This window comes from Kiloniella sp., from assembly GCF_048270245.1.
Taxonomy (GTDB): Bacteria; Pseudomonadota; Alphaproteobacteria; order Kiloniellales; family Kiloniellaceae; genus Kiloniella.
In genome coordinates this window covers 1,041,576-1,054,821 of record NZ_JBLWTH010000001.1, presented here as the reverse complement: position 1 = coordinate 1,054,821, position 13,246 = coordinate 1,041,576, and the positions used below count along the sequence as shown (strand labels likewise).

At 44.8% G+C, this 13,246-nt stretch carries 12 protein-coding genes and 1 tRNA gene; 5 read left to right on the top strand and 8 right to left on the bottom strand.

The window, feature by feature from the left end; all coding sequences use genetic code 11:
* Positions 1 to 322: 322 nt before the first annotated feature.
* Complete coding sequence (locus tag ACN0W5_RS04985) at positions 323 to 1,708, top strand: multicopper oxidase domain-containing protein (protein ID WP_417453090.1); 1,386 nt, start codon at positions 323 to 325, stop codon at positions 1,706 to 1,708.
* A 35-nt stretch (positions 1,709 to 1,743) separates the two neighbouring features.
* Here the strand turns inward: ACN0W5_RS04985 and ACN0W5_RS04980 are convergent, their stop codons facing one another.
* On the bottom strand, positions 1,744 to 2,610 hold the full coding sequence (locus ACN0W5_RS04980) for a LysR family transcriptional regulator (protein WP_417453089.1): 867 nt from the start codon (positions 2,608 to 2,610) through the stop codon (positions 1,744 to 1,746).
* A 120-nt stretch (positions 2,611 to 2,730) separates the two neighbouring features.
* On the opposite strand from ACN0W5_RS04980, the gene ACN0W5_RS04975 reads away from it, so the two are divergent.
* From ACN0W5_RS04975 to ACN0W5_RS04965, 3 genes are read left to right on the top strand one after another with little or no spacing between them, the layout of a single operon-like run.
* A complete protein-coding gene (locus ACN0W5_RS04975) occupies positions 2,731 to 3,897 on the top strand; it encodes a gamma-butyrobetaine dioxygenase (protein WP_417453088.1) in 1,167 nt (388 codons plus the stop codon).
* Positions 3,894 to 4,487 (top strand): HD domain-containing protein, encoded by a 594-nt coding sequence (locus ACN0W5_RS04970; protein WP_417453087.1) that lies wholly within the window; start codon positions 3,894 to 3,896, stop codon positions 4,485 to 4,487. The genes ACN0W5_RS04975 and ACN0W5_RS04970 overlap by 4 nt, the downstream gene beginning before the upstream one ends.
* A 26-nt stretch (positions 4,488 to 4,513) precedes the next feature.
* Entirely contained in the window at positions 4,514 to 5,347 is an 834-nt protein-coding gene (locus ACN0W5_RS04965) for an alkaline phosphatase family protein (RefSeq protein WP_417453086.1), read from the top strand.
* A gap of 83 nt (positions 5,348 to 5,430) precedes the next feature.
* On the opposite strand, the gene ACN0W5_RS04960 is transcribed toward ACN0W5_RS04965, so the two are convergent.
* The 6 genes from ACN0W5_RS04960 to ACN0W5_RS04935 form a co-directional block, all read right to left on the bottom strand.
* Positions 5,431 to 7,776 carry a hypothetical protein gene (locus ACN0W5_RS04960; protein WP_417453085.1) on the bottom strand — a complete coding sequence of 782 codons (2,346 nt, stop codon included), beginning with the start codon at positions 7,774 to 7,776 and terminating at the stop codon, positions 5,431 to 5,433.
* Entirely contained in the window at positions 7,706 to 8,497 is a 792-nt protein-coding gene (locus tag ACN0W5_RS04955; protein ID WP_417453084.1) for a DUF3142 domain-containing protein, read from the bottom strand. Before ACN0W5_RS04955 ends, ACN0W5_RS04960 begins: the two co-directional genes overlap by 71 nt.
* A gap of 228 nt (positions 8,498 to 8,725) precedes the next feature.
* On the bottom strand, positions 8,726 to 9,091 hold the full coding sequence (locus tag ACN0W5_RS04950; protein WP_417453083.1) for a hypothetical protein: 366 nt from the start codon (positions 9,089 to 9,091) through the stop codon (positions 8,726 to 8,728).
* A gap of 39 nt (positions 9,092 to 9,130) precedes the next feature.
* On the bottom strand, positions 9,131 to 10,096 hold the full coding sequence (locus tag ACN0W5_RS04945) for a Gfo/Idh/MocA family protein (RefSeq protein WP_417453082.1): 966 nt from the start codon (positions 10,094 to 10,096) through the stop codon (positions 9,131 to 9,133).
* A gap of 152 nt (positions 10,097 to 10,248) precedes the next feature.
* The gene (locus ACN0W5_RS04940; RefSeq protein WP_417453081.1) at positions 10,249 to 10,845 is read right to left on the bottom strand and encodes a hypothetical protein; all 597 of its coding nucleotides are present in this window, start codon (positions 10,843 to 10,845) and stop codon (positions 10,249 to 10,251) included.
* 183 nt (positions 10,846 to 11,028) lie between these two features.
* Positions 11,029 to 11,105, bottom strand: a tRNA-Met gene (locus ACN0W5_RS04935).
* Between the two features lie 280 nt (positions 11,106 to 11,385).
* Between ACN0W5_RS04935 and ACN0W5_RS04930 the strand changes: the two genes are divergently transcribed.
* Positions 11,386 to 11,889 (top strand): DUF6653 family protein, encoded by a 504-nt coding sequence (locus ACN0W5_RS04930; protein ID WP_417453080.1) that lies wholly within the window; start codon positions 11,386 to 11,388, stop codon positions 11,887 to 11,889.
* 45 nt (positions 11,890 to 11,934) lie between these two features.
* Here ACN0W5_RS04930 and ACN0W5_RS04925 read toward each other — a convergent pair whose 3' ends face one another.
* Complete coding sequence (locus ACN0W5_RS04925; RefSeq protein ID WP_417453079.1) at positions 11,935 to 13,113, bottom strand: winged helix-turn-helix domain-containing protein; 1,179 nt, start codon at positions 13,111 to 13,113, stop codon at positions 11,935 to 11,937.
* Between the last annotated feature and the right edge of the window lie 133 nt (positions 13,114 to 13,246).

The window sequence follows — 13,246 nt, the reverse complement described above, 5'->3', positions numbered from 1 at the left end:
GATTTCCTGAAACGAGAGGTCTTTTGAATATGCTCTTAGCAAAGAAACAATTCAGAAATTACAGTTTAGTAATTGCTCAGATACTAATTTACTCATCTTTGAACAGAATTATGAAGAATATAATACTATTCCACTTACTAAAGCCTGAATTTAATCACCTCTCATATTCCAGAACAAACACAAAACTCTCAACCGATTCTGACAAAGACAGCCGTTCAAATGCGACATTCAGGCTCTTTGACTTCCCGTTCGTATAGGATTACTGCTTAATTGATATTAATTCCTATTCACAAATATTTCTTTTCAACGATTTAAGAATACAATGCTGAACAGAAGACATTTTTTAAAAGCTGGTTTAGCCACAGGTTCCGCAGCCATTGGCGGCGGGTCATTTGGATTGCTAGCGTCAAAGGCAAACGCGACCCCCGATTTGGTTCTGAAACCTAGAATAATTGAACAAAATATTCTGGGGCACCATCCAACAAAAAATGTGTTTTCGTACAATGCATCGGGCCCTGCCCCCATACTTCGTGCGAAACAGGGGCAATCTTTCCATGTACGTCTGGAAAACAAGTTACCGGAACCAACAACAATTCACTGGCATGGCTTACGCTTACCCAATGCCATGGACGGGGTACCTTTTGTGACGCAGCCCTACGTTTATCAAAACGAAACGTTTGACTATATCTTCACGCCACCTGATGCTGGGACTTACTGGTATCACCCTCATTGTAACACCTTAGAACAAATGAGCTATGGGCTTACAGGGGTATTGGTCGTTGATGAAAAAGAGACACCCGATTTTGACGCCGATGTAACCCTAAACTTACGAGACTGGCGTCTGGGGTCAGATGGTCAGTTTATTAACCTGTACAAAGCCAGAAAAAGTGCCCGGGCCGGCACCTTCGGGACTGTGAAAACCACCAACTGGGAAGAAAACCCGACCTACGACGTTCCCAGCGGCGGGATTATCCGCTTACGGGCAGTGGTCAGCGATGTAACCCGTATATTCAAATTAAAAACAGAAGGTGCAGACGCAACCGTCATTGCCCTAGATGGTTATCCTGTGCCGAAACATTTCACGCTAGACCATCAGGCTGTTGGCCCGGGGCAACGTATTGATATCGCGATTAAGATGCCGGACGAAGAAGGTAAAGAAATCAAGCTTATCAATGCCTCTTCATCAAAAGCCTGGACGGTTGCGACTTTGCGGTCACAGGGATCATCCTTGAGACGCGATATACGTGACCTCAAGCCGTTGCCACGCAACCCTGTTCCAATTCCTGATCTTAAAAATGCAGAGCACATTCCTTTCGAGTTTACAGCAACTGCAGAATCAGCCCCGAAAAACGGATTTTGTGGCACAATTGGCTTTTCCTTTTGGGCCATCAACCGAAAAGCATGGCTGGGTGTTTCCCCTGATCCTATGGAACCACTTGCAGAGCTAAAACTGGGGAAAAGTTATATCTTTAGCTTTAGGAACAGAACACCCCATACACATCCGATCCATCTGCATGGACTTTCATTCACCCTGCTCAATTCCAACAAACGACAGATTGATCCCTTTGTCACGGATACAGCCCTCGTCTTGCCTGATGAACGTATGGACGTCGCTTTTGTCGCCGACAATCTAGGTGACTGGCTTCTGCACTGCCATATTATCGAACATCAAAAGACAGGAATGAGTAGTTTTATCCGAATAACTTAAGGCTCTCATGACATTCGCACCCTAAATAAAATTACTTAGATAACAGCGTGAGAAATAAGCCGACAGACCTCTTCAACATCAGCTCTCATTTGCCCTGCTTCCTTTCTAACAAGCCAGTTTCCACTGGGCATCGCAAGTTCTATGGGGGACAAGCGAACCACTTCGCCTCGGGATAAAGCTCCCTCACTTAACGGGAGTGATGCCAGTAACACACCAACACCTGCTTTTGCAGCATCCAGTGCCGTTATAAAACTATCAAACCGAATGGCTGTTTTTCGAGGTGGAGATACCTTTGCTTCAATTGCCCATTCAGACCAACCACTCCGACGCCCCGCCAACCTAATGCATGGCAAATTTTGCCACGTACCCTCCTTGGTACCTTCCAGTAATTGTGGTGCGCATATTGGGGACAAGACCTCGGAAAAAAGGTGCGTTGCAACTTTCCCATCCCAGTTCCCAGCGCCAAACCTTATCTCAATATCAGCATTGATTGCTTCATAGTCTGCTGGACGATGTATAGACGCAATGGAAAGGGTAACATTGGGCCGCGCTTCGCTGATCCAAGGCAATCTAGGCACCAGCCACAAAGATGCGATTGATGCCGGGCAAGCTATTGTAATAACTTTAGCACCCTTCTTACCGAACAGATCTTCAGTCGATCTCGCCAAAGCGTGGAGTGATGATCGAACGGATGGAAGATAGGCATCCCCCTCTGCCGTCAACTCAACGCCCCTTGCCAAACGATGAAATAAAATTACGCCAAGATGTGCTTCGAGCTTTCTAATCTGTTGGCTGACGGCAGCTTGTGTCAAGCCGAGTTCTACACCAGCTTCTGTGAAGTTTTCATGACGGGCCGAGGTTTCGAATGTTCGCAACCAATCCAAAGGAGGCAATGATGCCAATAGCTTACTCCATAGCCATAAAAATACTTAGGTCATAGGGTCGTATTATATTGATTGTTTTTATTCCTTATAACTGGACTAATCCAGTCAATTATAAAAATTCTGTCTTGGAGAGATAAAATGAGATTGGATACCACAATCATTCTGAATGACGGCAAGGTCTTGCAAGCAACCTGGCACGACGGATCGTCTGCCCGTTTTCACGCGCTTTGGCTTAGGGATAATGCCCTGGATGCCGCCACGCGATCAGAAGGGAATGGTCAAAGGCTTATCACCATTCTGGATTTGCCTGCTGACACCTATATTTCAGACGCATCGGTAGATGCCCGAGGTTCCCTTGAAATCACTTTTCACCCCGAGAACAAAACCGTTGTTTTCCCAGGGGATTGGTTAAAGGAACATGCCTACGACAGAACTCATTCCACAAATAAGGGGTGGGTCAGCAACCGCGTTAAAACATGGGATTCCAGTCTCAACAATTCTTCCGGAATTCCAACTGTTGATTACGCGACAGCCCAACAGAAGGGAACTGAGTTTGGCAACTGGCTCGAAGCTGTGGAAGCCTATGGATTTGCCATTATGACGGATCTGCCACTTGAGAGTGGTACCCTTTGCGAAGTGGCAGAACTTTTCGGTTATGTCAGAGAGACAAACTATGGACGTTTCTTTGAAGTCCGGTCAGAAGTGAACCCTGTGAACCTTGCCTACACAGGATTGGGATTGCAGGCCCATACCGACAACCCATATCGCGATCCGGTTCCAACACTTCAATTACTCTCTTGTATGGAAAACTCCGCTGATGGAGGAGATTCTATTGTTGTTGACGGTTTCAAAGCGGCTGAAGTCCTGCGCCAGGAATCACCCAAAAGCTTTGAGCTACTCGCCAGTTTTCCTGTACGCTTTGAATACGCGGGAAGTGACGATGTAAAACTGCAATCAAAGCGCCCGACAATTGAGCTCGGCCCTGACGGGGAAATGCTATCGATCCGTTTCAACAACCGCTCCTCGGCCCCCTTCACTGATATCCCTTTTGAACAAATGGACGACTTCTACACTGCCTATCGTAAATATGCAGAGATAATTGAACGCCCTGAAATGGAAGTCAGCTTTATGATGAAACCCGGAGATCTCTTCATCGTAGACAACACCCGTGTTATGCATGCAAGAAAAGGCTTTTCAGGCGCAGGGACCCGCTGGCTGCAAGGATGTTACGCAGACAAAGACGGTCTGTTATCAACACGCGCATCGATAAAAGCCAAAATAAAAACGCAGGAGGCAGCTCAATGAGTGACGATAAATTCCAGACACTGACCAATGAAAACATTGTTGATTTTATCGGTGACATTTTCCATCGCCGTGGCGCAGACTCCTATCTAGGCGAAGATGTAACAATGTCCGAGCACATGCTCCAAGGTGCTCAACTCGCAGAAAAAGCAGGGGCTAACGATGCCTTGATCGCCGCCGCGCTGTTGCATGACATCGGCCATTATACCAACGAATTTCCTGATGATGCCCTAGAAAAGGGTATTAATAATCACCACGATGAAGCCGGTGCTGCCGTATTGGAAAAGTTCTTTCCACCCGTGATCACTGAATGTGTTCGCCAACACGTTGCGGCTAAAAGGTACCTCTGTGCAAAAGACGAAGCTTATTTTTCACGCTTATCAGACGCCTCTATCCACACCCTTAACCTTCAAGGCGGACCAATGAGTGAAGCCGAGATGCAAGAGCTCGAAAGAAACCCGCATTTGAAAGAAATAATACAGGTCCGCTATTGGGACGATGAAGGCAAAGACCCTGCCGTAACAACACCACCTTACGAGCACTATGCACCTATTCTTCAGCGCGTTGTTGATAGCTTTTGTGCTGCAAAGTGACGAAGCCCCAAACAGGTTAAAACGATATGTCCAATAAAGTAATTCTTGTTATCATGGACGGTGTTGGTTACGACACCGCCCTTTCTCAGTGTGGTTATCTGGAGGGAATGGTTGAATTGGGTAGAGCGCATCGTTGGAAAATGCGTACAGCTTTACCAACTATTTCAGCCGCCATGTATGAAACCATTCACACCGGCCTGTCACCGCTTGATCATGGTGTCAGTGGCAACGAAGCTCTAAAACGTTCAATCGTTCCAAATGTCTTTGACCAACTACATCGGGCCGGACATAGCACAGCTGCTGTTGCGCACTCCTATTTTCATACACTCTATAACGGACCTTACGATCCTGTTGAGCATGTCGAAGTGGAGGATGAGACAAAGGCAATCCAGTATGGACGCTTCTATTCAATGGAAGGTTATTCTGCCGCAAACATCTGTGCCCCCGCAGAAATTGATCTCTGTGCACAAGCAACCCGCCTCGTTCGCCGTCATACGCCGGACTATGTCCTGTTACATAGCTCATCCGTTGACAGTCTTGGTCATAAATATACCGCGGACTCTGCGCAATACCGTATTCAGACCTGGCATATTGATAACGCGCTGGCCCGGACAATACCAATCTGGTTAGAAGCAGGATACGATATTTTTGTTACAGCCGATCATGGTATGAATACTGATGGTCATCACGGCGGTAACGAGGAAATCATGCGCCATGTTCCCTTTTATTATTTTGGTACCGCGAAGGTTCCAGAAAAAGATCATCTATTGGATCAGCTGGCCATAGCCCCCAGTATTATTTCACGGATTGGTGCCGATATTCCCGATAGCATGAGGCACAAGCCTCTGCTACAAGGATAACGAATTTGATAAAGAAGATGCTTATTCAAGATTAATATCCCGGATTAATGGCCCCAATTAATCCGGGATATTAATGATTGGATTTAATGAGTACTCAAACCGTAAGGGCCACCATCCAGATAACCAAGATAAGCATCTTCTTCATACCAATATTCCCGGTCCAGCTTTTCTCCATCACTGTTCGTATAAACACCAGAATAAAACGGCAGATCATAATACCAGTATTTAACCCGCTCCGATTTTGGGTACTTCACAGCCAGCGTTTCAAACCAGTTCTGAAATTGCTTCTTAGGAATATTCTTCCAGCGTAAACAATAACTAACGTTTTTTACGCCTTTGGCACAGAATATCATGATCCGAAGTAAACGCGCACGCTCAGCCGTTGTTTCTCTTTCTTCGCCATAAAGATCGAGGGCCTCTGAAAACATTTCAATTGGTGCTCTAGGCTGGTCAATCACTTTATTCTCCGCCCAGACACCTTCCGCAGCTAAACGAATATAAACAGGCTGGCAATCTTCAAGATAACGGTTAATCAGCTTAGTACGCGCATAACTACACCGTGGCGCAACATGGTTCTCATATAAAAAATAGGCAACATCAGACAATGCCTTGGCCCGCTCCCGCCCTCTATCCTGTCCCAAAGAAAGTGTTTCCAAGTCTTGTTCAAGATCGGCATAGAGCTGTACTTCGTCCCGTAGCTTGCTTGATTTATCCAGTGCTCCAGCCTTTAAAACAGCTTCCCAATCCAATCCTTTGGAAAGCAGAGCTGCCCCTTGCCAATCTTCTTGAATCATTGCCTCTTCCAAATGTGGACGGATCAGAGCAAACTTCAACAAGGGATTATCTGTACCTGATAGAGCAGAGATAAAATCATTTGTACTCAGGAAATATCGGGATACCTGCTCATAAAGGACAGTGTCCAATATCGTAAGTTCCGAAAACGGCCTATCATCATTAAAGTTATCATTCTGAATGGCATCCTCCAGAATAAAAGCCAGCGGTGCTTTATCCTTTAACCGCATTTCAAGCTGTTTGCTTCGCAGAGCAAAAAGATCTTCAAGCGAGATCGCGTTGCCTGCGGCAATGTCGCTGATTTGCATTCCAGCCTTATCAAACTCTCCCTCTTCCAAGTTCACCACAGCCTCAAAGGCTTGAGCATGACTGTAAAGTGGTGTGTTTTTATACGCATTACTCGAAGGTTCTTTTCCTTTGAGTAAATAATCGCAAACCATCTCGCTATAGGTTTCAATTTCTTCATCCTCACCAGAAGTAACCATCTCTATCTGAGTACACAGCCCCTCCAGTTCTTCTGGCTTAGCCAAATCTCCTGACTTGGAAAGACCTGACTTAGAAAGAATAGCCGCCAAAAGCGTGATACCATTACGATGTTTCAGTGTCCGTGTTGCGATTTCATCAATATTCGCGCGCAAGGCATTTATCGCGAGATGATCAAGTTGATCTATTTGATCATCATCACTTGTCAGTAACTGGTTGCCCGCAATTTCGTCCAGAAGTTCTGTGTAATAACGATCACGATCTCCGTAATGTAACCAAATGCCAATTTCCATATCTTCGACATGCTGTCGGTATTCTGATTGAGGAAAATCTGTCAGGAACGCTTCGGTAAAACTATTGAAGATCGCAGGCAAGAAAACCTTTTCCTGCCCCTCTCTACCATTGTGAAACAGAGCCAGAATTTCCATATAGCGCGCGGTTTCAATTAACCATCCGGTTTCACGACCTTCGTTCTTTTCCCCTAGCGCGATCATTGCAAAAAGCTCTGCTGCTTCTGGAAAAAAGCCATCGTGATAAAAAGCAGCGGCTTCGATGTATTGGGACCAGTTTTTATATAAGCCCTGTTCTTTTCTTACATGCCCCTGAAATGTTTGAGAGGCTTTCAAATAGTCATCAAAATTGAAAAGGCAGTCTTGTACAAGGGCCAGACGCATCATAGCTAGATGTCTGATTTCATCTTGACCCAGATCACTCCTTTTCAAGCCCATATAATAGCTATGAAGGTTTGAGAAGTTGCCCCCGCTGTAACAATAAGCTTGGGTAAGATAGTCCCTTTTGGCAAAAAGCTCTTCATTCTCTTTACGAACAAAGGCACCCAGCTCTTTCGATGTAAGTTCCTCAATACGATAAGTTTCGTGGAAATCTCGAATACCCTTGGAAATTTCAAGTTCGGCATCAGAACCGTCAATACTCTTAAGTAACTCAGGACGATAGCCCCGAATCAGTTGCTCTAGAAATACCTTTGCACGACCTTCTTGGGGGACAAGCATATCAAGCTGAGTCGATGAACAATACCGTGAAGCTATTGGCTGTTGGCAAGGGGATCCTCCCCCCGCTTCAAGATCACGAGGGAGCAAGCTCGCGATCAACATGACACTCAGCAGTAATGAAAATTGCCATGCGAAACGTCCCATATTTCTTTTGCTCCTTATAAAGACTTAGCCATCTGTTATCATCACAGAGAAAACCGTATCTGATGTTATTTACTTTTTTTATGGCATCAAGAAGATGATCCGTTATCGGTGTTTGTTTTTGACGATAAAACATCAAAGAAATTTCCGATACCGCCGTTGCCAACTTTCTTGCATCTTGTTGATTGTCTTCGAACCAGGTGGGTAAACCTGTTATCCGAACGGACATATCAGCAGGAATTCTCTTTTTAATGTCTAATAACCAAATCCGATATTCATCAAGTTTGGAAGATGGGCTGTCATAGTCAAGTTCAACCCCAATAATGTTTCGACCTGCACGTTTCCAAATATTCACATCACGATTTATAAAAGCCGATACTTCCCTGCTATTCACACGGGTTTCCATCCGATATGTCAGAATTAGCTTTTCAGAGTCCGGAAAGTATTTTGGACTTTGATGTAGCGTTGATTTTTGACCAGCGTCATGCCCCCAGGAACGAACAAGAACCCTGACCGTGCCTGCTTCGCAGGATAGCTTCAAGGCCTCACAATCACTTATAAATTTTTGTTGATGCTGGTCTTTATCGCTCAGCGACTGACCTGCCCAAACCCAATGATCGACAATTAAATTTTGTGCGTGTACAGGCGATAAAACCAAGAAGGCCCAAAGGAGGAATATACCTGACTGTGCACCCCTTGTTTTGCCCCAACCTATCAGCCCCATAAAACTATCAGCCTATCACTTGCTATTCACCACTACATATCAGATTAACACAAAAGGCATATGGGCAGACAAGCTTAAGAAAAAGCCTGGGCAGTCACTTCGCAAAGAAGACACAGAATAAATACAATTATTTTCATGTCATCCGACGACATTTTTATCGCAAGAGAACGAAGGCCACTTTAGCTCTGAATTTATTCTCGTTAATTGATTAATTTGACAGACAACCCTTTAGGGGGCTTTTGGAAGATCCAGTTCAAGGTCATCCTTATCACTGGTAATCTCAGCATGCATCAGAATTTTCGATGTAAAAGCCATCGACGTATCAATGACCCATCGCACTTGCTTTTCGCCGACTTCATTCTGAGCTGCAACAACCTCTGGCAAAATTTGTTTCTGAAGAAATCCGGCAACCCCCGCCAAAGCACGAGATCCTAAACGCAGATCATCTGCCTTTAGTTTAAAAGTAGATTTTGCCTCAATTTGATTAGCGATATCATCCAGGATATCCATCATCCTGGTGACCTCTTCATTCACCCGTCCGGTCCGATTGGCAATAAAACGTAAATGACCTACATAAAAAGTATAATCAGACATCCATCTACACTCAACAACAGACCTTTGTATCAGGTCTTCCTAAAATTCACCCGACAGAATTGCTTCCACCTTTTCCTGGACAGAAAGTGCATCAGCAAAGCTCGCCATTGAATACTGTCTGCCTTCTTTCCATGCAACAAGATTATCCAGTCCACGCATATAACCATGTTGTCTTGCATCGTCGATTTCAGAAAGCTCTCGTTTCCATTCGTCACCTGTTGTTGAATAGAGCTGATCCCACATCGTCAATCGATAGGATTTTTTCTCTCCCCAAACAGTAAACTCGACGACATCGGGGCCAACCCCGCCTGCACTGGCGTGAAAGGAAACAGGCACGTTATCGCAGGCCAGTTGGGCCTGTACATTTGTCTCGCAAGAAATATCATCTTCTGGATAGATTGCACAGGTATTCAATAACTCAGCAGTCCCCAAAAGACGTTCGGTTAAATAAATAAAATGCGATCCTACTTCCCGAACAAAACCGCCTTCTGTTCGTTGCGACAACCAAGTTGCATCCTGCTGCCATTCACGTGGCCAAGGAGCAAAATGCAGGCGAATATCGACAGACGTAATCGCCCCTAACTTACCAGCGTCAATATCAGCCTTGATCAAATCAGCGGCTGGAGAGTTCGCCAGCGGATAATTAACAGCGTTTAAAACAGCCTTTTCTTCAAAAGCCGCAACCATTTCCTGTGACTGTTCCACGTCGATCCCAAGTGGCTTTTCACAGAAAACCGCTTTTCCAGCCGCCGCAGCAGCCAAAGCATAATCCCGGTGGGATGCAGGTGGACTTGCAATATAAACCACATCAACATCCCTGTGCTTGATAACTTCTTCGACAGTTCCAACAACATCCAGAGAAGGATAATTTTTCTGAGCATCAGAGCGTGCAGATTCATTAGGATCCCAAGCAGCTGCCAAGTTAAATTCACCATGCACCGACATGTTTGTCAGCATACGGTTTCCCATAATGCCCAAACCAATAAAACCAATACCCAACGCCATCTCTATATCCCGCTGTAATCCGAAACCAAGTGTTAATCTGAACCCCTAGAGCTCATGTTTGAAAGAAGATAGATAATGCGCCACAAAAATTGGTTTGACCAGTTACAAATAAGCATCCCAGTGTTTAATTTTCCACAACCAAGAAAATAGCTTCATGCGCCCCAATGTAATCTTGAGCCAATTGACGCAAAATAATACAACCATAGAACTGAAGGAAACACTTCCCACCATGCGCCATCAAAGGCTGAACTCACCATAAAAATAAGATTTAAAACAATTAATCCCGCTAACCATTTGCTGGGACACTTGGTGAGAGAAATAGAATCACCTCTACAATCTTGTAAATAACCCAAATGGCATAAGCTAAATAGTAAACTGAAAAAACAATAAAAAATAACGCCCACAAATGGTATGGCTAAAGTATCAGCCCAACTTGGGAAAGTATCTCGCTGAGCACTCAGCTCAAGACCAACTACCTGACCAGACCCCGATAATAGAGGCACTATAATAGCCAATAAAACGATTACAATTCTGGGAGCTGCTAAAATACGGGTACATTGCATTATTGTAGCTAAGAAGATAACCCCTCCTAACATCAAATCAAAGATACCAAGGTCGTATATTCTATACTTTTCCGAGCGATACTGTTCTTGCACAGCATAAAATGCTTCAGAGTCTCGATAAGACACTGTATCTAATGCTTGCTTATATTCATCCATAGGATGATAGGGTGACATTTCATTTTGCACAATTAGGCACAGCCCCCCCCATCACGAAAAAAACAAAACTCAAAACAAATAAATTTCTCATAAATAATCCCACAAAGAGCACTTAATAGGGCTTTTAGTTACAAGTTTACTATGGTCAAAATTCGGCAAAATTATTATGGCAAATGAAAAAAGCCTCAGCAATTTTGCTGAGGCTTTTTGAATTGGTAGCGGAGGAGGGACTTGAACCCCCGACACGCGGATTATGATTCCGCTGCTCTAACCAGCTGAGCTACTCCGCCATAAGGCTTTGACAGTGCTGTGACGATTAACTGATTCGTCAACCATCCGCGCTGTAAGAGGGGTGATAATGCCATGACACAAAACTGTCAATAGCGGAGTCATCCGCTTTTTCTTTTTTTTGAAAATTCATCTCCCCGTCCCCACTCTCAATCTGTATTGATCCTAAAAGATAACGGATGAAAGGCCGTATAATATTGGCTTGTATCAGGCTTCACAGCCCACTAATCTCACCTATCGCCCTTTCTGAGATAAAGAATAAAGCCATAACTGAGCCATACCATGCGAAACATCTTCAAAATGTCGCAAAATACCTGGGAACACCACGCTCATCCAATGTCAGGGTGGACGCGTGTTGCTACAGGGTGGCTGATATTCCCGGCAATATGGTCTCATGAAGCATGGGGGTGGCCCGTGGCCGGCTTTCTTTTGTTTCTCTTCGTCTTTTGGATGTATCTCAATCCCCGTATATTTCCCAAACCTCGGCACACTGATTTTTGGGCATCGCAAGTCACCTTTGGCGAACGTATATGGCTAAAGGAAGTTCCCTTTGATGGGCTGGACGAGTTGCTCGACATGCACAGATCGCAAACACGCGCGTTAAGCATCATGGCAGGGGTTGGATTTTTCGGCGGCATTATCACCGCCTACTTGCATTTATTCTGGCCAACCATGTTTTTTGGCTTTGCCATGACCATTGGAAAAATGTGGTTCTGTGATCGTATGGTCTGGCTTTTTAATGACGCCATGGAAATAAATCCAAAGCTTGCAGAATGGATTCATTAAAGCAGTTTTTCATTCAGAATTAAAAGTTTCCAGAATTATAACCCACTATCCTGATTTCAGATAATCATCTGCAAAAACCAAACTCTCGCAGCCAACAAAGCGTTTGATCCTCTCTAACTCAGATGTCAGTGCGCTGAGCCGTCCTTTGCTAGCACGCACTTTGGGCTCAAACCATAGGCCTTTGATAAACAGTTCCGTTCCCTGTCGTTTCATATCAATACGCCCAATGAGGTTTTCACCTTCAAGCAGAGGGAAAACATAGTATCCATATTGGCGTTTTGCTTCGGGGACAAAAACCTCGATACGATAGTGAAAATCGAAGAGACGTTCAGTTCGCTTTCTATCGCGGATCAACGGATCAAAAGGACTAAGTACTCTCACACGTTTTGGGACTGTCGGCAAATCATCTAGCTGGCCTAAGATGCCCTCAAAAGCATAGACTTTACGTGGCTTACTACCATCTGCAGATAATACCTCAACCTCGACAAGTTCCTTACCAAGCTTCTCTTCGCACCAAACTTTGGCTTCGGCTAGTTTTATCCCATCCCAAAAAGCAGCCAGTTCACCCGGCGTCGCAAAACCAAGTTTTTCCATTGCTGAACGGCACGACCAGTCAACAAAGCTTTCATGGTCAATATCTTGGCAAAGAACTTCTGATGGAATAACTCTATCTGTAACGTCATAAACTTTTTGAAACCCATCACGACGATCAACAGATAATGCCCCCGTACGCCACAGGAATTCTAAAGCAGTCTTGGATGGATGCCAATCCCACCAGCCCTGACTTTTCTTGTTCGTATCTCCCTTACCCTGACCGCTTTCCGGCTTTTTCATATCCCGGGAGCGCGTCGGCCCGTGCTCGCGAATATGCTCTAGGACTGTTCGAAAGCTTTCTTCGAACCCTTCCCGACGCCACTTACGCCATCGGTCCAGCAAGTATGCTTCTGTGAGGCAAAAGCGATATTTCCAATAAGGATAATAGATCATCGGGATCACAGAAGCGTCGTGTGTCCAGTTCTCAAATAAAGAACGATCAGTTTCCAAAAGTTGATCAAAGTGCTTTTTCTGGTAGGTCTGGTTTCGGGAAAAGAGAATCATATGATGCGCACGTTCGACAGTATTGATACTGTCGATCTGCACAAACCCCATACGCTCTATCAGGTCGAGTAACTGAATTTTCGTTTGTTTCGTGGCAGGGTTATCGCATAAACCCTGCTGTTTCATAAACAACCGTCGGGCTTGAGAATTACTTATCTGAGGGACCATGCGCTGCTATTTCTGTGAAATGTGAAAAGAAACACCTCACAGAACGTAACAGGAACAAAATCGCAATTCCAGAAAGAAATAAACTTACCGG